This is a genomic window from Butyrivibrio hungatei DSM 14810, assembly GCF_900143205.1.
Lineage (GTDB): Bacteria > Bacillota > Clostridia > Lachnospirales > Lachnospiraceae > Butyrivibrio > Butyrivibrio hungatei.
Map to the genome: position 1 here is coordinate 165889 of NZ_FRDH01000003.1, position 24241 is coordinate 190129.

21 protein-coding genes are annotated in these 24241 nt (G+C 40.2%); 1 reads left to right on the forward strand and 20 read right to left on the reverse strand.

Translation table 11 applies throughout. The features are described 5' to 3' along the window. Nucleotides 1-17: 17 nt before the first annotated feature. From BUA02_RS00820 to lepA, 13 genes are all read right to left on the reverse strand, one after another. Nucleotides 18-263, reverse strand: coding sequence for a hypothetical protein (locus tag BUA02_RS00820; protein ID WP_242946451.1), 246 nt, complete (start codon nucleotides 261-263; stop codon nucleotides 18-20). Between the two features lie 106 nt (nucleotides 264-369). After that, entirely contained in the window at nucleotides 370-2577 is a 2208-nt protein-coding gene (locus BUA02_RS00825) for a beta-galactosidase (RefSeq protein WP_072700210.1), read from the reverse strand. A 24-nt stretch (nucleotides 2578-2601) separates the two neighbouring features. Then, the gene (locus BUA02_RS00830; RefSeq protein WP_083572587.1) at nucleotides 2602-3600 is read right to left on the reverse strand and encodes a LacI family DNA-binding transcriptional regulator; all 999 of its coding nucleotides are present in this window, start codon (nucleotides 3598-3600) and stop codon (nucleotides 2602-2604) included. A gap of 29 nt (nucleotides 3601-3629) precedes the next feature. After that, the gene (locus tag BUA02_RS00835; protein ID WP_083572588.1) at nucleotides 3630-4514 is read right to left on the reverse strand and encodes a sugar ABC transporter permease; all 885 of its coding nucleotides are present in this window, start codon (nucleotides 4512-4514) and stop codon (nucleotides 3630-3632) included. Then, nucleotides 4514-5914 carry a carbohydrate ABC transporter permease gene (locus tag BUA02_RS00840; RefSeq protein ID WP_072700213.1) on the reverse strand — a complete coding sequence of 467 codons (1401 nt, stop codon included), beginning with the start codon at nucleotides 5912-5914 and terminating at the stop codon, nucleotides 4514-4516. The genes BUA02_RS00835 and BUA02_RS00840 overlap by 1 nt, the downstream gene beginning before the upstream one ends. Before the next feature lie 95 nt (nucleotides 5915-6009). Continuing rightward, a complete protein-coding gene (locus tag BUA02_RS00845; protein ID WP_072700215.1) occupies nucleotides 6010-7341 on the reverse strand; it encodes an extracellular solute-binding protein in 1332 nt (443 codons plus the stop codon). A gap of 259 nt (nucleotides 7342-7600) precedes the next feature. Beyond that, nucleotides 7601-8758, reverse strand: a complete 1158-nt coding sequence (dprA, locus tag BUA02_RS00850) for a DNA-processing protein DprA (protein WP_072700217.1) — start codon at nucleotides 8756-8758, stop codon at nucleotides 7601-7603. Continuing rightward, nucleotides 8748-10328, reverse strand: a complete 1581-nt coding sequence (locus BUA02_RS00855; RefSeq protein WP_083572590.1) for a YifB family Mg chelatase-like AAA ATPase — start codon at nucleotides 10326-10328, stop codon at nucleotides 8748-8750. Before BUA02_RS00855 ends, dprA begins: the two co-directional genes overlap by 11 nt. Nucleotides 10329-10492: 164 nt before the next feature. Beyond that, nucleotides 10493-11554 (reverse strand): type IV pilus twitching motility protein PilT, encoded by a 1062-nt coding sequence (locus BUA02_RS00860; RefSeq protein WP_072700220.1) that lies wholly within the window; start codon nucleotides 11552-11554, stop codon nucleotides 10493-10495. A gap of 18 nt (nucleotides 11555-11572) precedes the next feature. After that, nucleotides 11573-12694, reverse strand: coding sequence for an HD-GYP domain-containing protein (locus tag BUA02_RS00865; protein WP_072700222.1), 1122 nt, complete (start codon nucleotides 12692-12694; stop codon nucleotides 11573-11575). Between the two features lie 72 nt (nucleotides 12695-12766). Further along, nucleotides 12767-13363, reverse strand: coding sequence for a 5'-deoxynucleotidase (yfbR, locus tag BUA02_RS00870; protein ID WP_072700224.1), 597 nt, complete (start codon nucleotides 13361-13363; stop codon nucleotides 12767-12769). Between the two features lie 30 nt (nucleotides 13364-13393). Next, nucleotides 13394-14572, reverse strand: coding sequence for a radical SAM family heme chaperone HemW (gene hemW / locus BUA02_RS00875; protein WP_072700226.1), 1179 nt, complete (start codon nucleotides 14570-14572; stop codon nucleotides 13394-13396). After that, the gene (lepA, locus tag BUA02_RS00880) at nucleotides 14572-16386 is read right to left on the reverse strand and encodes a translation elongation factor 4 (RefSeq protein ID WP_072700228.1); all 1815 of its coding nucleotides are present in this window, start codon (nucleotides 16384-16386) and stop codon (nucleotides 14572-14574) included. Before lepA ends, hemW begins: the two co-directional genes overlap by 1 nt. A gap of 205 nt (nucleotides 16387-16591) precedes the next feature. Between lepA and rpsT the strand changes: the two genes are divergently transcribed. After that, nucleotides 16592-16855: a 30S ribosomal protein S20 gene (gene rpsT, locus BUA02_RS00885; RefSeq protein WP_071176522.1), complete on the forward strand. Its 264-nt coding sequence runs from the start codon at nucleotides 16592-16594 to the stop codon at nucleotides 16853-16855. 72 nt (nucleotides 16856-16927) lie between these two features. Here rpsT and BUA02_RS00890 read toward each other — a convergent pair whose 3' ends face one another. The 7 genes from BUA02_RS00890 to BUA02_RS00920 form a co-directional block, all read right to left on the reverse strand. Beyond that, on the reverse strand, nucleotides 16928-17941 hold the full coding sequence (locus BUA02_RS00890) for a putative ABC transporter permease (RefSeq protein ID WP_072700230.1): 1014 nt from the start codon (nucleotides 17939-17941) through the stop codon (nucleotides 16928-16930). Nucleotides 17942-17970: 29 nt separating this feature from the next. Further along, complete coding sequence (locus BUA02_RS00895) at nucleotides 17971-18930, reverse strand: TIGR03943 family putative permease subunit (protein WP_071176524.1); 960 nt, start codon at nucleotides 18928-18930, stop codon at nucleotides 17971-17973. Between the two features lie 6 nt (nucleotides 18931-18936). Further along, complete coding sequence (locus tag BUA02_RS16215; protein WP_072700232.1) at nucleotides 18937-20151, reverse strand: GTP-binding protein; 1215 nt, start codon at nucleotides 20149-20151, stop codon at nucleotides 18937-18939. An 85-nt stretch (nucleotides 20152-20236) separates the two neighbouring features. Then, complete coding sequence (locus BUA02_RS00905; protein ID WP_072700233.1) at nucleotides 20237-22111, reverse strand: coiled-coil domain-containing protein; 1875 nt, start codon at nucleotides 22109-22111, stop codon at nucleotides 20237-20239. A gap of 186 nt (nucleotides 22112-22297) precedes the next feature. Further along, entirely contained in the window at nucleotides 22298-22846 is a 549-nt protein-coding gene (locus BUA02_RS00910; RefSeq protein ID WP_072700235.1) for a Gx transporter family protein, read from the reverse strand. A 19-nt stretch (nucleotides 22847-22865) separates the two neighbouring features. Then, nucleotides 22866-23258: a NusG domain II-containing protein gene (locus BUA02_RS00915; protein WP_178297586.1), complete on the reverse strand. Its 393-nt coding sequence runs from the start codon at nucleotides 23256-23258 to the stop codon at nucleotides 22866-22868. A 90-nt stretch (nucleotides 23259-23348) separates the two neighbouring features. Then, entirely contained in the window at nucleotides 23349-24134 is a 786-nt protein-coding gene (locus BUA02_RS00920; RefSeq protein WP_072700237.1) for a CheR family methyltransferase, read from the reverse strand. Nucleotides 24135-24241: the final 107 nt, after the last annotated feature.

Genomic DNA, 24241 nt, shown 5'->3' on the forward strand with positions numbered 1-24241 from the left:
TCTCCAGCTCGAATCAGTTATAGCCACTTAAGCGGATTACTGATTATTTTAGCTCTGGCAATAATATCGTCAGAATTGTCCATCAAGTATTTCTCCAAGCCTCTCACCTCATCAGGTGAATATCCATTCTGTTTAATTATTCTACCTTCAGGCAAAACACCCTCTGCAACTTCTAAAGTCGTACCATTTTGTCTCTCGAACTGGACTCTGACAATCTTTTTGTCATCCTTGTCCCTCAAAATCGCAGAGTATGTCATTTTCATTTCGCCATCTGACATTTTATTTACCTTGATCTTCAAAATAAAAAAGTGTTGTTAAAACCAATTGTCCTAACAACACTATTTTACCACATATAAAGTACAGGTTAAATCAAGAAATAACTTCTTTGAACTGCGCAAGAGAACTTATTTTGTCAATTTCGCAGATAGCACCATCTTTAAGTTCAGGCCAGTTCTGAAGATATATTGCCATTCCCTCTTTAAGAGGTCTGATATTCATCTCTGCACTAAAGTCATCTTTTGGGCTACCTACAAATCTCTTAAGTCCAATCTCCCACTCCTGTCCGGTGTAGAAATTATCAGCAATTATATCGCCATTTCTATACATCTCTGCGTCACAGCCCTTGTAATCAATGTGAATGAATACTTCGCTCGAGTTTTCAGGCATGTCAGATACTGATATCTCATATTTTGAGCTCTCTTCTGACCTTTCCTTTGCTTCAAAGGCAGCTACAGTAGTATTTGTATACTCATTCTTACCTTCGTAAATTGCAAAAACATCTGATGAAGCAAAGTTTTCCACTTTTCCAGCCTCTTTTAACCTGTTAAAGCTTGAAGGAGTATGCTCAAGAGTTGGAAATGCTCTAAACATAGGCTTCATACTGCACTTATCCACAATCTCAAAGTAAAGTTCCACATTGCCATCAGCAGCTGTAACTGCTTCGCCGTCAGACACGATAAGGTAGTCTCTGCCTCCAATGTTCACCTTGGTTGAGTGAACAGCTTCTTTTCTGGTGATAGTCACGATAATATTGCCATCAAGGTCGCCCTGAACGTCGCTCTTTGTATCTTCATCAGAATCAGTGTAAAAGACGTAAGCACTATGGCCTTTTCCATCATAATTATCCAGCTTGCAAACAGGTGTTGCATCAATTGTTAAAAGAGCTTTATCGCCAATTGGCATGTTAAATGGATAAAAGAAGAAATCGCCATCCTTAAGGTCTCTTTTTGGGAACTTGCAGATAACTTCTCCATTATCTGCATATGCTGTAAGCTCAACATCGCTGTGATCTGCCATCTTATATCTTCTCTGATAATTGTTTACAAAAAGATATCCGGAATAGCACTCTCTTCCGTCTGCGAGATTTCTCTTTTTGCATCTCACTGATGTTCTGATGTCAGTAAGGTTATTTGGCTTAAGTGGATTACCTGGCTGAGCCACATATGGCATGTCACACATATCAGATCCAAAATCATGAACAAAGCTGGAAATAAGCCTTACTTCTCTGTAAGTATCCTCCATCTGTCCGTACTCACGAAGTGGAGCATTAAAATCATAGGAATATGCAGGAAGATCGTTAGGATATCCTGTTTCTTTGGTCTCCTGAAGAGTTGTAAGTTTGCCCTTTGGATTAGTTCCGCCATGGTACATGTAGTAACCAAGAAGATTAGCCCCGGATCCCATCTTGACCATAGTCATAGCTGCTGTATCAAGTCCTGTTGCGATAGGTCTTCTGTGATGTGTTACCTGAAGTCCGCCGCCAAGCTCAGCAGTAAGGAATGGAAACTTAGACATATCAAATGTAATACCAGCTCCAAGTCCATGGTCAGAGCCAATATTATGGTCATTTCTCTCTTTTGTAAAAATGTAATTTCCGCTTGGCTCGATCTCTGTTGTTCTAGGATCCCATGGAGCCTCGCAGTATCCGCCCATAACCGGAAGCATGCCGCCTGTTACAGCGCCGCCCCATCCAGTTGCTGTATAAAGCGGAGCATCAAATCCGATAGAAAGAGCCATGTCTCTAAGAGTTCGCATGTGCTGCTCACCCTCTTCGCCGTTCTTGCCACCAACATGACCATATTCATTTTCTATCTGAATACCAATTACAGGACCGCCATCCTTGATAAAGAAGCCCTTTGCCTGTTCATAGGTCTTTTCATAAAACTTCTTAACATGCTCAAGGTATCTTGGGTCATCAGTTCTCACTTCATAGCCCTTATCCTTGGCATCTAAAAGGAGCCAGTCTGGGAAGCCACCGTTTCTAGCTTCGCCGTGGGCCCATGGGCCAATTCTAAGAATTGAATAAAGCCCGCATTTCTTGACTGTAGCAAGGAAATCTCTAAGGCATCTGTCGCCAGTGAAATCAAACTCGCCCTGAATCTCTTCATGGTGGATCCATATAACATAAAGAGATACGATGTCGATTCCACCAGCCTTCATCTTGCAGAGCTCTTCTTCCCAATATTTCTTTGGGTATCTGCTAAAGTGCATCTCTCCCATCATAGGGAAAACGCGCTTTCCATCAACTATAATACTGACTGGGTCAAAAGAGATTCTGGACTCAGGTGTTATTATCATAAAAAACCTCATTTCATAAGCTTATTATTTGGTGCTCTCTTTAAGGATCACTTCGTAATTCTTGAGAGTTCGGCTTGCAACTTTCTCACCATCGATCATTTCAAGAAGCATTCTTGCAGCCACAGCCCCGAGATTTCTCTCATCAAAATTAAGGCTTGTCACTGAAGGAATGGCATTCTCTAGTATTGAACTATTGTAAAAAGATGCGATCCTTATATCATCAGGAATCTTGACGTGCTCTGTTCTGCACCTTGCCATGACAGCGTTAGCCACATTGTCGTCCATACAGACGACTCCGTCAATGCCTTTTTTTAAAAGTTCCATAAAAGCATTGCCTATCTTTTGAGCTTTTTCGCAGTCAAGGTATATCAGTGATGGATCAACAGTCAGGCCTGCTTCTTCAAATGCTGCCAGAAACGCATTAAGCCTGGTCTTTGTGATGATATGATCTGTTGAGCCACCGATTATTGCAAGTTTCTTGAGCCCTTTTGCTATCAAAACTGATGTAAGTTCCTTGCAGGCTCCATAGTTGTCATTGTCCACAGTGACTATACTCTCATCAGTGGTTGTTCCCACAGCAACAAAGGGTATTCCTGCTTCTTTGAGGTATCTGGAAGGTTTGTCATCAACTAAAGTTCTGGTGAGAACAAAGCCATCAACCTTGTGGTTATCTATTATTCTCTTAAGAGCAGACTGATCATCTGAAGTAATAAGAGAGACCACAATGTCATACCCGTAATTTGCAGTTACCTCGCTCATGCCGATCATGCACTTCTGAAAGAATGGCAGATCAACAGCGTTATAGTCATCAGGCCATACCACGCCTATATTAAAAGTTCTCTGGCCAGCAAGAGCCCTGGCTACAACATTAGGCGTATAGTTATACTTTTCAATGTAATCAAGAACTTTGATCTTGGTGTCATCACCTACTCTGCCTTTTCCTGAAATAGCTCTGGAAACTGTAGTTTTGGAAATGCCAAGTGCTTTAGCAATATCATCAATGGTAATCTTTCCGTTTGGCATAATCGCGTTCTCCATAACCTACCGGGAGGTTAACCCTTAACTGCGCCTCCGGTAACACCCTCAACATAATATTTCTGCAAGAACATGAACAATAAAGTTACAGGAATAGCTACTACTATTCCACCTGCACAGAACCTTGTAAAATACCCCTGATAATCTCCAACTACCATCCATCTTTGCATGGCAACAGCTACGTTATAGCTCTTATCATGACCAAATGCGATATATGAAGCAAATACATAATCACACCATGGTCCCATGAAGGCTACAAGGGCTGTGTAGATGATGATCGGCTTGGACATAGGAATAGTCATTGTAAGGAATACTCTGGCACGTGAAGCTCCGTCAATTCTAGCAGCTTCATCAAGGGCCTTAGGTATTGTATCAAAATATCCTTTACAAACATAGTACCCCATACCAGAACTTGCAACAGATACAAGAATAAGTCCTGGAATAGCACCTGCCTGAGTAAGTCCAACCTGCTTTAAAAGGAAGTACAGACAGATCATTGTAAGGAATCCCGGGAACATTCCAAGTATGAGCCAAAATCTCATAAGAAGTGTTCTGCCCTTAAATCTCATTCGTGAAAGAGCATAACTTACACAAAGAACATTTAATGTATTAAGTACAGCAACACAAAGTGAAATGATAAGTGTATTGAGATACCATCTTGTGTAGTTATTCTGCGTAGTATCAAAAAGGAATCTGTAATTATCAAGTGAAAATGTATGAGGAATAATGTAATCAACCATTCCGCCATACTCTACGCTAGCATCAAAAGATCTGAAGCTGGCCATCAAAAGACCAAAATATGGAAATAGCCAGATCAAACTTATAAGTATAAGGACAATGTAACCAATAACATTTCCTACTGCTCTTTTTCTTTTCATTGAACCTTGATTATTATTAGCCATTATTGGAAGCCCTCCTCATCTTTAACTGATGGTAACAGGTTATATACCACAAGGCTGACACCAGCTGTAACGATAAATACCATGATACCTATTACTGCAGCCATACGATAGTTCGTGTCATTGATAGTCATCTTGTACAGCCACGTGATCAGAAGATCTGTTCTTCCAGCACCTCCTACAAGGTTACCGGTCTTTGGTCCGCCCTGTGAAAGCAAGAAGATAACGTTAAAGTTATTAAGATTTCCTGTGTACTGTGTAAGAAGGAATGGTCCTGTTACAAACAGCATATAAGGCATTGTTATGTGACGGAACATCTGCCATGGAGTAGCTCCATCAATACGAGCACTCTCATAGAGATCTTCCGGAATATTCATAAGAAGTCCAGTTGCAATGAGCATCATATACGGAATACCGATCCAGATGTTTACTACAACAATAGTGATCTTTGCAAGAACTGCATTTTCCCAGAAAGGAATAGCTGAAGTGATGGCACCGATCTTTAAAAGATATCCATTGATAAGTCCATCTCTTGCAAAGAGCTTAGATACATAAAGCAGTGATACAAACTGTGGTACAGCAATAGTCACAACAAGGATTGTTCTCCAAAGCTTCTTAAATCTGATGCCTTTTTTGTTGATAAGCATCGCAACTGCTATACCAAGGAAATAATCGATAAATGTTGCAAGAAGTGCCCATAAAAGTGTCCAAATAAGCACTGTCACGAATGTACTACCAAACCCGGCAGAGCCGAATGAAAAGAGCTGATGAAAATTCTCAAGTCCTACCCATGTAAAGAGATTGGATGGTGGCTGATGGTTCGCATCATAATTGGTAAAGGCCACACATATCATGAATACAATAGGCAAAACAGTAAATACGAATATTCCAATAACTGGAAGTGCAAGAAGTGTCTTGTCAAAATTAGAATCAAACAACGATGCGAAGTCCTCCTTGTTAGTAGGAAGCTTTCTACCATTCTTGAGAATAAGCTGCTCTGTGCGGTTTATTCTAACATTGATCCTCCAAACTGTTATAAATGCAATAACAGCAAATAATGTCAAAAGACCAAAAAGAAGTATCAGGAAAGAGTTATCTCCATATACAGTCTTTCTACCTTTTTTGCTTGTAGCAATTGTTCCAAGCGTGGATAATTTGGACAGATAATTCCATCCAAATCCAAATACAAAATATAAAAGTCCTGCTTCTACAGCTAAAAGAGCTAACCCCCTGAGCCATAATCCCCTAAGTAAAGAACCAAATCCAAAAATTAAAAATGATATTCTTGTCTTAAAGTCGCCTTCTTTAAATGTAACACCGATCTCCTTTAAGTCGCTCACAAGAATACTGAAGAAATTTGCTAATGCATTTTTCTTTTTTGGGCTGCTTTTTTTATTAGCCATACCGCATCCTCCAAGTTTTATATACAGTAAATTCTTCCGGCAAAGTTACATACTTCGCCGGAAGAACCTTTTACAACATAGTTAATTAACAAAGATTATTTTGCATATGACTCAAGATCAGCCTGATATGTCTCAAGAGCCTTTGTAAGATCTTCATCAGAAGCCTTCTGGAAATCACCCTTTACATCACCTGCAAGTGACTCTGAACGTGTCCAGTAGTCTCCAGGATAGTTGCCCTGAGGAATAGTGTATGCAAACTGCTCTGAAAGAGCTGCAAGAGCTTCGTTAGCCTGAACTGCATCTGAAGCCTGTGCATTTAAGTTAGCTGGTCCCCACTGAACTGCTTCGAATCTAGCAAGCTGAACTTTCTCGCTTGTAAGATAGTAAGCAAGGTCATCGCAGATCTGGAGCTTATCTTCATCTTCCTGAGGCTTAACACCAAGAAGCTTGCATCCGTTGAATCCGCTCATCTGATACTCTTTTCCATCAGAACCTGTGAATGTAGGAAGCTTAGCACATGCATAGTTGTCACCAAGGACTTCCTTAACTGTAGCTGCATCCCATGTTCCATCGATGATTGCAGCGTAGTTAACAGCATCACCAGCTGATGAACCAGCCTGGAATGATGATGAAGAAGCAAGTTCAATCATCTCCTTAAGAGCTACAAGGCCCTTATCTGAAGCATAGTCAACATTACACTTTGTGAAGTTACCTGCATCATCTGTATCGTATGTAAGCTGGCATCCTGTTCCAAAGAAGAATGCTACCTGATACCAACCTGTAAGGTCCATGTAGAAGTTCTTGCCTGCAGCTTCGCACTGCTCAACAATACCTTCAAGAGTTGAAGGATCTGTAACAACACTCTTATCATAATATAAGAAGTATCCGTTATCAGCTGTCATAGGATAAGCGTATAATGTACCGCCAACCTTACCAGCTTCTACAACACCTGCTGAGTTAGCTGACTCAACATCTGCAAGAAAATCAGGATTAACTTCCTCAAGAGCGTTAGCTGTAACAAGTCTTGTAAGCTGATCCTGTGCAAATCCGTATACATCAGCACCTGATGTTACGTCTGTGATCATGTTACCAGCAGCATCACCCTCACCTACAGGCTCAACAGTGAATGTAACGCCTGCGTACTGAGGATACTCAGTCTTGAAGTTCTCGATCTGCTGATTTGTGAAATCTACAACGTTCTCAGCCACCCAAACTTTAACTTCTTTTCCATCGTAAGCAGCTGGATCAACTGCCTCTTCCTCTTCCTTTTCCTCTTCAGCTTCTGCCTGATCAGCAGTTGTGTCAGCAGCTTCTGTCTGCTCATTTGTGTCAGTTGTTGTTTCCTGTGCAGCCTTCTCACCACAACCAGCAAGAAGAGTTGCTCCACAAGCAACAGTTAATAAAACAGATACTAATTTCTTTTTCATTTTTTTCCCTCCGTTTTCACGTATCCTTTGATTGCGTAGACTACGCGCAATCGGTTGCTCTATAAAAAAGTGTATTTCTTGTGCACTTTTTTGTCAATAAAGCACTTTACATGATAAACCATTGATAGTTTTATACAAAATGCATATTGACTTTTTGAATCGGAAACGTTTTCGGTATCGTTGCCGGTAACGTTTTGCGCAATCGGTGGCGCTTCCGTATCAGTAAAAATTACCAAAAGCGCCAATTTGAGTTAGAATCTTATAGAAAACGTTTCCGGTAATACACTCCATCCTGAATGATCTCTCCCTTAAAAGTAAGTTCCATAAGATTACTCATTAGCATCGGGATAGATATATCTATTTCTTTTTGATGGAGTTTTTCCATTATCTGAGAAGTTGAGATAGGGATAATATCGATCATATCTGCAATTTCTTCCTCAAGGCTCCTCTTTGGTTCCTCTTCAAAATCATCAGGATACTCCTCCTTAGTATCTTGATATTCTTCGTTATTTTTTCTTTCCTCTCCTTTTTCTTTGGTCAATGTTCCATGGTGTCCCCACAATCTGTCTAAGACATCCTGAGTGCTAAGAGCAACACCAGCTCCCTGACTAATTAAATAGTTACAGCCATCACTTAACCTGTCTGTTGTTCTTCCTGGAATCGCAAGGACTTCTTTTCCCTGCTCAAGAGCCTGATCTACAGTTATCTGAGTTCCTGACTTCTGTCTTGCCTCTACCACCAGCACTATGTCAGCCAGACCGCTGATTATCCTGTTTCTCTGCGGGAAAAGACCTGACATAGGAAGCATATCAGGATAATACTCAGAAATAAGGCCGCCTTCATTGCAGATAACATCAAACACATCCCTGTTTTCGTCCGGATAACAGATATTTACGCCGCATCCAAGGATTCCAAAAGAGCTTCCTCCTGCATCTATGGCTGCTTTCTGACTAATACCGTCTATTCCTCTTGCCATTCCGCTTATGATCTGAACTCCAGCAAGAGATAAGTTTCTTCCAAATTCTCTTGCCATGAACCTGCCATAATCAGAGCACATCCTTGCTCCAATTATTGCAACAGATGGTTTATTCTCATCTGGAAGCTTCCCCTTTACGTACAATCCAAATGGCGGATCAGGGATATCTTTTAATTTCTTTGGATAGTCCGGGTCAAAGAAAGATACAAATCTTATTTTCTTTTCTTCAAGCTTTTTTCTCTCAAGTTCGAAATTCCAATTCTGCCTATGCCTTATAAGGGCATTCGCCTTCTTAGCAGTAAGAAGCGTTCTAAGCTCTTTATCAGGGCATTTGTAAATTTCTTCACAGCTATAGCCTTTATCAAGAAGCCCAAATACTCCTTTACTTCCAAGTCCCGGTGTGTTAAAAAGCCATTTAGCATAATCATTTTCAGTTAGCATAGGTTTCCTCCTTCTGATGCCAGTACTTGCCATCGGTCATGCGATAGCTTACAGCTTCCATGATATGGAGCTGATCTATATTCTGCTCACCCTCAATATCTGCTATAGTTCTGGCAATCCTTAATATCTTGTGATAGGCTCTGGCACTTAGCTCCATCTTGCAAAAGACATTTTCTAAATATGCCTGTTCCTTAAGTCCAAGCGGGCAGTATTTCTCAATATCTGATGGAGACATCTCTGAATTAAACCTAAGTTTTGTGCCTTTAAATCTTTCTTCCTGCATTTTTCTGGCTGCAAGAACTCTTTTCCTAATGATCTCAGATGACTCGTTCTTGCTCCGGATCTTACTGGAGAGGTCGGAAATATCTACTCTTGGAGCTTCTACGCATATGTCGATCCTATCTAGAATAGGACCTGAAATATGGCCGAGATATCTTCTGATCTCATTACTGGTACATTTACACTTATTTCTATCGGGATAGTAGCCGCATGGACAAGGATTCAAAGCGCCTACAAGCTGGAAATCAGCTGGATATGAGAATGTTCCTCTGCTTCTGGCAATGTGGATATACTTATCTTCCATTGGTTGCCTTAGCATATCAAGTTTGGCCCTTGGAAATTCAGGCATCTCATCAAGGAAAAGAACTCCTCTGTGAGCAAGGGATATAACTCCCGGTCTTGGAATTGTGCCTCCACCTGTAAGAGCCGTCTCTGTGATCAGATGATGCGGACTCATAAAAGGTCTTTTGGTAATAAGGGCCTGATCTTCTTTTAGCATTCCTGCTACAGAATAGATTGTTGATACCTCAAGACTCTCATCCAGAGAAAGCTCCGGAAGTATTGATGGAATGCGCTTGGCCACCATGCTCTTTCCTGAACCTGGCGGGCCCACAAGAAGTATATGATGAAAACCTGCTGCCGCTATCTCCACAGCTCTTTTGACTGCTGCCTGACCGTTTATATCCGCAAAGTCTAACGTTTCCTCATATTGTGCGGCGTTCCTGAATATAGCTTCGATGTCCACTTTAGTAGGTTTTATCAGCATGTCTCTTTCATGCAAAGGAGCTGTAAGATAACAAACAGCCTCTTGAAGTGATCCAACTCCAACTACCTTGACGCCTTCTACTACTGCCCCTTCACAGGCATTAGCCTTTGGAAGGATAACTGTCTTTATTCCCATCTCCTTTGCCTTATTGACTATTGGCAGGATTCCTTTGACGGCCTTTATCTCGCCATCAAGCCCAAGCTCCCCAAGGACTACTGTATCTTTTACGTTTTCCTCAGAAATCTCGCCCATGGCTATCATTATTCCTAGGGCAACTGGCAAGTCCACAACTATGCCTTCTTTCTTGATATCTGCCGGAGAAAGATTCACTGTTATCTTGGATGCAGGGATCTTTACTCCAATATTTTTAAGGGCGACCTTTACTCTTGCGCCGGCTTCTTTGACATCTCCGCTCATAAAGCCCACCATATTAAAACCAGGAAGCCCACTGGAAACATCAACCTCTACATCAATAAGATAAGAGATTATGCCCCTGACAGCTCCTGAAGTAACTGAACTGAACATAATAATTCCTTTCTTGTTCTAAGTTTCTTATGTAATTTTTCTTGGAAAAAAACTGTAGAAGAATTCCACAGCTATTATTTGAGCATTAACAATTTGAGATTATACATCAAAAGACAAAAAAAATCATCCTATTTCAAAAAGAATTTGAAGTAGGATGAAAGTTATTATCTAAGCATCTTATTTTGCATAGTTTCTGGATCCTGAGCAAACTGAAGTGCAGCCTCTCTAGTGATCTTTTGCTGCCTGTAGAGCTCAAGGATCGCATCATCCATAGTGATCATACCCTGTTTCCTATAAGTCTGCATATAAGTAATGAGCTGATGTGACTTGCCTTCTCTGATAAGATTTCTGACCGCGCTGTTAACGTGGAGAACCTCGAAGGCTGCGATCCTGGATACGCCATCACTTGCAGGGATCAGCTGCTGAGAAATAACAGCCTCTAATACTCCAGCCAGCTGAATCCTTATCTGTTGCTGCTGATGAGATGGGAATACATCGATAAGTCTATCTACAGTATTTGATGCTCCAATAGTGTGAACAGTTGAAAGAACCAGATGTCCTGTCTCAGCGGCTGTAATAGCTGTACTGATAGTCTCAAGGTCTCTCATTTCTCCTACAAGTATAACATCAGGATCCTCACGAAGTGCCGCTCTTAAGGCGTTGGCATAGGAGTTTGAGTCTGTCCCGATCTCTCTTTGGTTAACAATAGACATTCTGTGCTGATATGTGAACTCAATAGGATCCTCAAGGGTTATAACATGAGCTTCTCTATTGTTGTTGATCATATCGATAATAGAAGCCAGTGTAGTTGACTTACCACTTCCCGTTGGTCCAGTAACCAAAACAAGGCCGCGTTTCTTTTGATAAAGATCTATTACAGTCTCAGGTATTCCAAGACTCTCCGCTGTCGGGATCTCTGTTGCTACAACTCTAAAGGCCATAGCGATAGAGCCTCTTTGCTTGAATACATTAAGTCTGTATCTGCCTATTCCTGGAATAGAAAAAGACATATCATGCTGACCATTTTCATCAAGTTTCTCGCGCTGCTTGTCATTCATGACCTCATTTGCAATAGTCTCCGTATCAGCAGGCATCATCTTGTCATAATGATCCATAGCGATGAGATTACCATTAAGCCTCATCTTTGGTGGAAGTCCGACAGTAATATGTACGTCTGAGGCTCCCCTATCTTTTGCTTCTTTGAGAATATCTTCGATCTTTGACATAATCACCAATCCTTGTTTTTAAACATATTCTGGTTCCTCGACAGATATGCCAAGTGCTTTAACTTTGGCCGTATCCATCACATAACGATTATCCATGGTCTTCATGATATCCATGATCTCCAGTTCACCATAAGCTGATCTGTTAGAAAGGTCTATTATAGAATTATCCCTGAAGCTTAACACTGTAGGCCTTAGGAAATCTTCCTCATTGGTTCTGATAACAAGTGCCTTCTCTCCAGTATTAAGTTCAACGCTGGATCCTGGCGACAAAATGTTGATAGAATCAACAAGTCCCTTAACTACTCTTTGATCAAACACATCGCTTCGCTGCATCATTCTGCGGATTACCAGCACTTCAGATACTGGTGCATCCTCTGACCTTACCGCTGTCTCTTTATCAAAGATTCCTGCAACTACAAGTATCCTTGCAGTTAAAAGAGACTTTTGAATCTGTACATCTTCATTCTGCCAGTAATCAAGCAGGATCTTTCTGGCCTGATTACAAGCTCTTTTTATATTTGGTAAAAAAGAAAAAGCTTCATCAATGATAGGATATCCCGCCATCTCATGAGCATCTATCATAAGCAGTTCCTCATTGGTACACCTTGGCTTTGCCTGAAGGCCCGGATCAAGTGAAAGCTTGCCGATATCGTGGATAACTGCTGCCATTACCGCTTCATTTTGATCAGCAAGTGAAAGGTTCATGCTGTGAGCTATCATAGCTGCAAGTATTGCCACATTAAGGCTGTGCTTGTAAATATAATCCTCGTTACTTCTAAGTCCCTGCTGGAAATTTATCTTTTTCCTGAGATTACCGTAATTCTTGATGATCTGAGCACAGATATTAGGAAATCTGTCCTGCTTATGCGTCTTTTGTATATATGCGAGCTCATCCATGATCTCGTTATACATAACAGTCTGAAATCTCTCAAACTCTATATCTTCCTTGGTCATTGGCGGAACAGGCTCTGCTGGTTCTAGAATAAATACTCCTATAAGTCCAAAGCTCTTAATATTTTCGATGCTTTGCCTATCTTTGAGCACAGTTGCCCTGTCATACAAAAGGACACCCTTTTTATTGTAAATAGGCTTAGCAAGTCTCATCCCCGGCCTTAGCTCATCACACTTTATAAATAACATTTATAGTCTCCCGTCAACTAGTTTTCCACATTCCCCTGAATATATTATGGACGTAATGGGGGTAAAAATCAATTAAGTAAGCTCATCCAAAGTGCTTCCATAAGAAGAAAGAAATTCATTTACAAAATCTAAGACCTCAGGATAATCCTGGTACATAGTCCTTACAGTTTTCTCTGTACTCTCCTTGGCTGTTCTAAACTCATTATTTCCAGCATTTAATTCGCTTATGCACTTAATAAGAGCTGAGAGCTTATCTGCTGCCTTAACAAGCTTTCTCATGTATTTCTCGTTTTCGTCATCTGCCTTTGGATTAAAAACATCTTCATAAACAGGCCTAAGATCATCAGGAAGCTTTTCGAGGAGTTTTTCATCTGCAACCTTCTCAACCTCTTTGTAAGCGCTCTTAAGCTCAGCGTTAAAGTATTTAACAGGAGTTGGCATATCTCCAGTAATGATCTCAGATGCATCATGATAAAGACCGATCAGTGCTGCTTTGTTTGCATCAAGATTCTTGCCATACCTCACATTTCCTATAGTGCAAAGCGCATGTGCGATCATGGCTACTTCCATTGAGTGCTCGCAGAGATTCTCCGCTCTGGTATTTCTCATAAGAGCCCAACGGTCTATGTACTTCATTCTGGAAATAAGTGCAAAAAAATTATAATTCATACTATGATCCCCCAATTCCCTAGATAAATATTATTCTATCAAAAAATCAGCCATAACAGTATTGCTTACATCAAGACCTTTTTCCGTAAGGCAAAGATATTCGTGGCCAGACTTTTTTTCCACATATCTATGCAAAAGCCCCATCTCTACATACTTATATATTACTTCTGCGTAAACTTCTTCGGCAGTTCTTTTAAAAAGAGTCTCGAATTCATTAAGGTCTACGCCTCGCACAAGACGAAGCCCCAGGAACATGAACTCTTCCATCCTGCCCTCTATTGATAGATTTTCAACATTTTCTCTTATTTTGTCAAAAGAGCTATCATCTGCCATAAAGGCTATATAATCCTTTATGTCTTTTATGTTACTCCACCTTACATCCTCGATCATTGAAGCTGCTCCAAGCCCGAGTCCAAGGTAGTTACTCCTTATCCAGTAGGCCTTATTATGAAAACACTCATAGGTGTCATCAGACTGCCCTCCAAGGGCATAATTAGAGATTTCATACCTGTGGTAGCCATTTTGGGCCAGATACTTCTTGGTTTCATGGTACATGAGCCTGTCTTCTTCCTCATCAGGAAGCTCCAGGTCCATATCATAAAATGGTGTACCCTCTTCAATAATCAGACTATAGGCTGAAATATGCTCAGGCCTTAACTCTATTACTTTCCTGACCGTATCCATATAGGATTCAAGGCTCTGTCCTGGAAGGGCGCTCATAACATCTATATTGATATTGTCAAAGCCGGCTTTTCTGGCATTTTCGTAGGTTTCAAAAAACTGTCTGGAATCATGAATTCTTCCAAGTCTTTTTAATTCCTCGTCATTTAATGACTGGGCTCCTATGCTAAGTCTGTTAAATCCGGCATTTCTGTATGCCTGAAGTTTATCATATATGGCTGATGCAGGATTTGCTTCTATGCTGATCTCACAATCATCATCCATGGTAAAAGACTCTTTTATCTGATCCAAAGTGTCGCAGATCTTCCCATGATCTGGAAAAGAAGGTGTTCCTCCTCCAAAGAAAACAGATCTGACAATGTAGTCTTTATAGACCTTTCCGCTTAGCTGTATCTCTTTTGACAAAGTCTTAAAGTAGCTGCCCATGAGTTCTTTTTCGGCATTAAAAGAAAGGAAGTCGCAATATAAGCACTTCCTTTCGCAAAACGGTATATGAATATACAGTGATAGCTCTTTTCCCATATTCATCAATCAGCGCTGTCAAGCTTAAGAACACTAAGGAATGCTGCCTGTGGAACTTCAACATTTCCAATCTGGCGCATCTTCTTTTTACCTTCCTTCTGCTTCTCAAGAAGTTTCTTTTTACGTGATATGTCACCACCGTAGCACTTGGCCAATACGTCTTTTCTATAGGCCTTAACAGTTTCTCTGGCAATTATCTTGCCGCCAACTGCCGCCTGAATAGGAATTTCAAAAAGATGTCTTGGTATCTCATCCTTGAGCTTCTCGCACATCTTACGGCCTCTCTCATATGCTCCATCCTTGTGGACGATAAATGAAAGGGCATCAACCTCTTCTCTGTTAATGAGAATATCAAGTTTAACAAGCTCTGACCTCTCATAACCCTTAAGTTCATAATCAAAGGAAGCATAGCCTCTTGACCTTGACTTAAGTGCATCAAAGAAATCGTAGATGATCTCATTAAGTGGAAGCTCATATTTGAGGATTGCTCTGGTCTGCTCAATATAGTCAGTACTGATATACTTGCCGCGTCTTTCCTGGCAAAGCTGCATGATAGCCCCAACATAATCAGTGGTAACCATAATCTCACCGTTAACTACAGGCTCTTCCATGTATTCGATCTCAGAAGGATCTGGAAGGTTTGAAGGATTAGTAAGGTCAAATACTGTGCCATCTGTCTTGTGCACCTTGTAAACAACGCCAGGCGCTGTAGTTACAAGATTAAGGTCATATTCTCTCTCAAGTCTCTCCTGGATAACTTCAAGGTGAAGAAGTCCAAGGAAACCTGCTCTAAATCCAAAGCCAAGGGCCTGTGATGTCTCTGGCTCATAGAAAAGTGAAGCATCGTTAAGCTGGAGCTTTTCAAGGGCATCTCTAAGGTCTGAATAATGAGCTGAATCTGCTGGATATAATCCGCAGTAAACCATTGGCATAACCTTCTTGTATCCAGGGAGTGCCTCTGCACATGGTCTTGCAGAATCTGTAACTGTATCACCAACTCGTGTATCCTGAATATTCTTGATAGAAGCTGTAAAATATCCAACATCTCCTGCTGAAAGCTCATCACTGGCTATAAATCTGCCAGGTCCAAAGTATCCAACCTCTACAACATCAGCCTCAGCACCAGTTGCCATGAACTTAACCTTCATATTCTTTTTGATGACACCGTCTCTGACTCTTACAAATACGATAACGCCTCTGTAGGAATCATAGATACTATCAAAGATAAGTGCTGTTAAAGGCTTATCTGAATCTCCAGTTGGAGCTGGAATCTTGTGAACTACAGCCTCAAGAACATCCTCGATTCCTATGCCGTTCTTGGCTGAGATCAAAGGAGCGTCCTGAGCTTCTAATCCAATAACATCCTCGATCTCATCCTTAACTTCCTGTGGCTGCGCACTTGGAAGGTCGATCTTGTTGATAACCGGGAATACATCAAGGTCATGATCAAGCGCCATATATACATTAGCAAGCGTCTGTGCCTCTACACCCTGTGTTGCATCTACAACAAGAATTGCTCCATCACATGCAGCAAGGCTTCGTGATACCTCATATCCAAAGTCTACATGACCAGGGGTATCTATCATGTTAAAGGTATACTCCTCTCCGTCCTTAGCCTTATAGATCATTCTAACGGCCTGTGACTTGATGGTAATACCTCTTTCACGCTCTATATCCATGTTGTCCAAAACCTGGTTCTGCATCTCTCTGCTTGTAAGAACACCAGTCTTTTCGATCATTCTGTCAGCAAGAGTTGACTTGCCATGGTCGATATGAGCAACAATACAAAAATTTCTAATCTTACTCTGATCCACGTTTATTTCCTCAATCCATTAATAATGTATCAGAGCCTAGTATAACATATTTTTACTGTGTGTTGAAAGTAGAGAAAATCAAAAAACTATTGACAGTTTGCGGAATTTCATCTAAGATATTTAACGTATGTGACATTGACTGTCCGTGTCCGGCTCGATGATCACACTAACATGATAAATACTAATAAGTTTAATTATTTCGGAGGTAATTATGGCAAATATTAAATCCGCCAAGAAGAGAATTTTAGTTAATAAGAAAAAGGCTGAGAGAAATCAGATTATCAAGTCAGCTGTAAAGACAGAGATCAAGAAGGTTAGAGCTGCTATCGAGGCAGGCAACAAGGAAGAGGCTGCAAAGGCACTCCTTAGCGCAACATCTGTAATCGATAAGGCTGAGTCAAAGGGCGTATTCAAGAAGAACACAGCTTCTAGAAAAGTTTCTCGTCTTGCTCAGGCTGTTAACAAGATGGCTTAATCGTTTTTATAAATTTATAAAAAAAAAAACCTCATGTCTTCTCACCGACATGAGGTATTTTTTTACTCTTTTTTATTTCTTATTGCGAAGGCTGGCTGCCTTCTCTTTTACTTCTTCCATACTGGTCTTGAACTTATTTGATACCATATTAGGGTTGCCCAAGATGGTACGGTTTCTATACCAATCAAAGAAGCTCTTTACTGGTGATGGTGTAAGTCTGTCCATCATGATCCTGTACTTAGCGTAGAGCTCTCCTACCTCATCTTTGACACTTTGCATGTAAGAAGATGGATCGATAGTGATCTTTTCCTTGATGCTTGCAAAGGACTTTTCAAGAGAATCACTAAGATTATCTACACGATTTCCAAGTCCGTTACTGATGCTATCTACTCTGCTACCAATTCCATTACTGATACTATCAACTCTATTGCCGATACCAGTACTTATATCATCAACCTTCTGACCGATCGTTTCGCGAACTTCCTCACCCTTAAAGGCAACGATGACATCTAGACGCTTTTGCATCTTGCTCATTTCTTCCTTAGCCTTTTCCATGTATACAAGGACATCTCTAAGATCAAGGGCTGTCTTGAAAGCCACCATAAAGTCGCAGCTAATATAAACAGTAAGGATAATTGTAACAATAGATAAGATGTTATAAGGAATTGAAAGCAGCATCTTCTCTATAGGAATCTGCAAAAAGTGAGTAAAGATAACTGTCAGAAGTCCCCAGACGAGGGTTGATTCCAAACAGATCTGGCCCTGAAAGTTCAAGAACTTATCAGAATAATCCCAGTATCTGACTTTGAACAAAGCCTCCATAACAACGCCAGTTACATACTCAAGAAGCGTAGCTCCTATGCATCCAGCAATATATACCAGAATGATATTGTCATAAAACGGGCTTGATACCAGCAGCATCATTATTCCGCCACTACCATATAACGGTAAAAAGGGGCCTCTCATAAAGCCCCTATTTACTGGTTTCTTTTGTAAAAAAGATACATAAGTTGATTCAAAGCACCAACCAAAAAAGCTATAAAAATAAAACAAGAACAGCCACTGAAGCGGCAAATAATTAAACATAATAAATCCCCCTATTAGTATCCAATCATTTACTGTTCTGGATTAGAAAAATCAATTACAGGGTTATTTGGTTCAGTAGTCTTCTCAACTGAGATTGCCTGAAGAACAGGGCCTTCGCCCTGATATTCTTCTACGTACTGCTTGGTAACCTTAGCAGTTACTAATACCCATTCTTTTTCTTCTAGCTCCGATGTCTTGTCATATTCACATGCAAAGCCAAGGAACTGCATATCCTCTGCGCAGCATGTCATAGCAAGTCTACCTGGAACAAATCTGTTGTCAGGAAATTCTGTTGGCTTAAGAACCATTCCCTTAAAGCGAACTGTCTTTCCTTCATACCTGTCAGCATGATCAAGTGCATCCAGATAAAACATTCCATAGCCATAGTTATTAAGATCAATAGGATTCGCATTAAGATCAAATGGAAGATCCTCATCAAGAGTTACATCCACTTCACCATTTTGATCTTCAAAGATAATGTCAGCCTTCTGATTAATGGCTTTAACATTTCTCTTAAATGATGCAAGATCCTCGATTCCGTCACATCTGTTAAAGAGAATAAGATCAGAATTTCGGATCTGCTCAGCAAGAAGTGACTTCATATTGCTGAAATAAAGCTCAAAATTAGAAGCATCAATAACTGTGATCTGCTGTTCAAGCTTCCACATCACTGGAAGGCGCATATTTCTATAATTCCACATGCCATTGTACTCAACAAGAATTCTCTCAGGATTGTACTTGGCATCAAGAGCGATGAGATTATCAGGATTAAAATCCTCCTCATCCTCAATCTTTTCGAGGATTGTGTTAGTAGATTTAAGGAGCTTCTCCTCGTAATCATTCTCACCCTCTTCGCAAACTATAAGAAGAGTTTTTCCTTTTGTTCTAAAGTATGGCTGACCTATAGTATATCTAAAAAAGTCAGTCTTACCACTATCAAGGAATCCATTGATAATATATACCGGTTTCAATTTAGTTCTCCTTATCATAACAACTTACGCAAGCCTTCTGAAAAGCTTCTCGAGATTTTCTTCAACAAGTCCTGAACCAATTACACAGAACTTACCTGTAACATCTGCGCTTCCAGTTCTGACATCAGCTTCTCCTGGAACATAGTCAAATTCGATCCATGAACCATCAGTAGAAGGAACAACACCCTTTGTACGAAGAACGATACCATACTTTTCTTCATCTTCAAGCTTAGAAAGCATGCTCTCGATCTCTTCCTTAGTGTACTTGAGAGGTGTTTCCATACCCCAGCTAACAAATACATCAGCTGCGTCGTGGTGATGGTGATGATGCTCATGTTCATGTTCATGTTCATGCTCATCCTCATCATCGTCATGGTGATGATGGTGCTCGTGCTCATGCTCATCCTCATCATCGTGGTGGTGATGATGGTGCTCGTGCTCATGCTCATCCTCATCATCGTCATGGTGATGATGGTGGCAGCTGCACTCTTCATCGTCGCACTCTTCATCATCGTGATGTGCACTATATACTACAGAACCATCTTCTGCTACAGTCTTGTGGCTGCCATGGTGATGATGATGGTGATGATGTTCACTCTTCTCTTCCATGATCATCTTAAGAAGCTCTGCTTCAATATCGTTATTTCCTTCGAAGGTATCAAGGATCTCTTTTCCAGAGATCTCATCAAGAGGTGTTGTGATGATAGTAGCCTTTGCATTGTGCTCACGAATAAGAGCTACTGCCTCTTCGATCTTCTTCTGATCAGCTTTATCAGTTCTTGTAAGAATGATAGTTCCGGCATTCTCGATCTGGTTAAGGAAGAACTCACCAAAGTTCTTGATATAAACCTTAGCCTTAGATACATCTACAACAGTAACTGCACTGTTAAGCTCCATGTTCTCAGAACCTTCTGCAATGTTCTGGATGGCCTTCATAACATCTGAAAGCTTTCCAACACCTGATGGCTCAATAAGAATGCGCTCTGGTGCATACTGATCCATAACCTGCTTGAGAGATGTCTCGAAGTCACCTACAAGTGAACAGCAGATGCAACCTGAGTTCATCTCTGTGATCTCAATGCCTGATTCCTTAAGGAATCCACCATCGATACCAATCTCACCAAATTCGTTCTCGATAAGAACAACTTTTGTACCATTTAATGCTTCTTTTAAAAGCTTTTTAATAAGAGTTGTTTTACCAGCTCCTAAGAAACCTGAAATAATATCTATCTTTGTCATTATGTCTCCAATCTGCATAGTTACCTATGCTATAACCACTACAACAAACTATATTCTATGCAGACATAAATAAAAAGTCAAGAAATCACATAGAGGCTGAATTTGCGGCGCCCTGCGGATTTTCAGCGCCATTTTCTTCCATAGACTCGCTGTTTTCTTCTTCACAAGCACCAGCTTCTTCTTTAGAATTTTCACTTGCCGAAGATTCATTTGTCACAGCTTCATTTGTAGGGGCTGTTTCTTCATTTTTATCCTCGTCGATCTGGTCTTTATCTATCTGATCTGTTTTTTCTGTTTCAGAGGTTATACCTCCTTCTTCAGTTATATCGCTTGAATCTGCCTCTTTTTCCATATCAAAGTCTCCAAGAAGGGCACCAATATCGATCTGTCCGGGATTTTCTACAGCCATATGAGATGTCTCTACATTAGTAACTGGAAGGTTATGATCATATGATGAATAGTCAGGGCCAAAGGTAATATGCGCTGTAACAACCTGTCCATGAACATATCCACATGAAGCTCTATAGCCCATTAGCTGTCCTTCTCTTTTTCCGCACCTAAGATCTCTTTTGGTCTCAACATCCAAAAGATGTCCATTTCTCTGGCGCACAACATCTGCGCTACCTGCATATTCAAAATGGTCCGGACTATGTCCTATCTTGTCATATCCGCAGTAATCACAATGCCACCTAAAGAAAGCTTCCCCATCTACATCATAGAGGTAACCTGCATTATTTGTACTCTCAGAGGTCCAGTATTTGTAAACAAATCTTGTACTATAGCAATCGCTTGTATGCTTGTGATAGTAGCTTTCTGTGTAGCATCCACCTTTCCTATCCTCACTCACATACTGATCATTGCATTCGTTTCCAGTGCCATCAGTGTGAAAGTGGTATTCATACTCAACCTTTCCAGCAATATCTCCATTATCAAGCACTATCTGCTGTGGAATATTTCTGATAGCTTCGCTAAACTGCGCGAATGTGGCATCCTCATTTATAGTCACGCCTTTTGTGAGCAATGCGGATGCCAATAGCTTTTTGCCATCACTCACACGCTGAAAAACCTGATCAAGCTTTCCATTGATACCGTTTATCTCACCGGTTAGGTAATCCATGATCCCCGAAAAACTATCGTTTGATACGTCCGATATTTTCTCAAAGTTCTCAGCAATACTGATATTTAGCTCATTGAACTTATTATTTGTATTGTTGTTGACCTCGGTAAATCCTTTATCCGTAATACTAAGCATCTCTTCCAGCTTACTATTGGTCTCATTTATAAGCTGATCGATATTTGTAGAAAAGGCATTATCAAGCTCTGTAAGTTTTTTATCAAGGCTATCAAACTTATCAGAAAGAGTTTTATTCATGTCAGTATTATTCTTATCAATAAGCTCTTTTATCTCCCCAAGAAGAGCCTTATTATCGCCTTGTGCCTTGTCAAAGCTTGTTTGGATATCCTTGATGCTTTGAGTTACGCTGTTAAACTCCTTTGTGATCTTCTCGCTGTTTTCACCATTGTTTGACTCTATCAGCTCTTTTAACTCCTGAAGCTGAGTCTGGGTACTTGTTACCGAAGTCTGTATCTCTTTTAAGTTCCCACCGATAGTTGCTACTTTTTCAGTTATGGTCTCGTTTGACTTATCCTCTTTTGTCAGCTCATAAAAAGAGTCAAGACCTTCCTGGCTGTCTGAAATCGACTTGTCGAGCTGAGATAGATACTCGTGAAGCTCGTCTAATTTGTCGTTTGTCTGCTGCTTACTTTCTTTTTCACTTTCTGCAAACTCCTCCTTTGCACTTGCCGCAACTACAGGAGTGCTAAGATAAATTAGCCCTCCGCACAGGACAAGAGCAATGACTACAGCCACTGCCACGACCATAGTGTCATGTCTTTTAAGCTTTTTCAAAAGAAGCTTAACCGAATTGTTTTGTTTTTCCCATTTTTCCCTTAATTTCATATAGGATCCTTTCTGTTTTTACCCGCAGAAAAGCCCAAAACACTCTTACTGCGAGCGTATTATAAAATAAAAGTGGAAAATCATCGGAAGAACATCCGTGATTATCTGTCAGCTGAATGCCGACAAATGAAAATTATACAGAAAAGAAACTAAAAATCAATACAAGTCAAAAAAAATAAATAAAATTCATTCTTTGATCACAATTCGACTGCACACTAGTGCCCCCACTATTCCTATAACAGCACCACTGATAATTCCAGAAATCCACAAAACTGGCAGGTACCAAATTATTGCCCTTGTGTTTAATAAGATCATAGCTACGATTATCTGACCAACATTATGAGTAATACCGCCAGCAACGCTAACTCCAGTCACACTAAAGCATGAAGTCTTCTTTAACAGGATCATTACTAATGTACTGAGCATTCCTCCAGCTATGGAAAAAGCAAAGCCCATGATATTCCCAAAAAGTATTGAGACAACTACTATCCTGACTACATTTATGAAAAACGCATTCTTTTCCCCAAGAACATAGAGAGCAACCAGAACAACAATGTTAGTAAGTCCAAGCTTAACTCCAGGAACATAGAGAGCAACCAGAACAACAATGTTAGTAAGTCCAAGCTTAACTCCAGGAACAGCAAAAAAAGCCGGGATCTGCATCTCGACATAGCTTAAGATCATGGCAAGAGCTGCCAATGCACCATTTAATGCCACCTTCTGTGTATTACTCATTTTTGTCTCCAATTATTATTCAGCCAACTACAGTATCGTAGTCATGTTCACTCTTTATCTTGCCAGCGCTTCTTATTTCCACCACCACTCTATTTGGCAGGCATATTATGGACTGTCCATCTTTGTTTATCTTTCCCATGTGAACACACAGTTTGTCAGGACATGAAGCCTCTTTTAAATAGGCATATCTATCCTGAATGACGAGAATATTAGTTCCTCCGTTGTAGCCTGATATCTCAAACTCAAGATCTTCATCAATAGGAAAAGAGTATGCTTCTACACCATCAATACTGACCACAACCTCTGTGCCACCTTTTTGAGTGAGTTTTACTCCACCTAGAATAAACAAAAAAATAATAAGGAGTATTCCTATCAGGTATATGTCATTTTTCCTCAAAAGTGTTTTTTTCAAAGCAATGCTCCCTAAAAAAATCCTTGTACTGTTTAGATTATACTCTAATCAGCACAAGGATTGATATTTTTATTTACTTATTTTCTCAGATCATGCCTTTGGTTTCTCGTAATAGAATGAATTCTTACGGATAAATCCAATATCTTTGTAGTTTACGATCTGCTCAGTACTTCCAATAAAGAGGATTCCGCCAGGAGCAAGGTGCTCATAATATTTTCTAAATACTTCATCCTTAGCTTCTTCTGTGAAGTAAATGAGAACATTTCTACATACGATAAGATGGCAATCCTTTGGATATGGGTCTCTTAAAAGATCTGCCTGCTTAAAGGTAACTCTCGATGTGATCTCGCTAGAAACCTTCATTCTGCCATCTTCTGTCTCTGTAAAGTATTTCTTTTTAAACTCATCAGGAACATTAGATATCTCTTTCTTGTCATAAATAGCAGCTTTAGCCTTAGCAAGAACCACTGCGTCAAGATCTGTTGCATAAACGTTTATCTGATTAAGTGGAATGTGCTTGGAAAGAAGCATAACAATAGTATATGGCTCATCACCTGTTGAGCAGGCAGCACTCCATATCTTAAGGTTCTTACCAAACTTGCCCATAAGCTCAGGAACCATTTCCTTATCCATTAAATTCCACTGGTCCATATTTCTAAAGAACTCAGAAACATTGATAGTAAGATATGTAACAAAAGAATCAAGAGCTTCTCTGTCTTTCTTGATAAGACCAAGGAATCCATCATATCCCTTAACTTCATACTTACCAATAAGAGTATCGATTCTTCTCTTCATCTGTTTTTCTTTATATGCATTGAGATCAATCTTAGTTAAATCATATACGCCTTTTTTAAACCACTCGTAATCGTATTCCATAAGTGTTCCTTCCTCCTGGTAAATGATTATTTGTTACGTTCTTATTTAATTTTATAGTGGATAGAATATTCTGACAAATTAAATTATTATAAAGCATTGAGAAACAA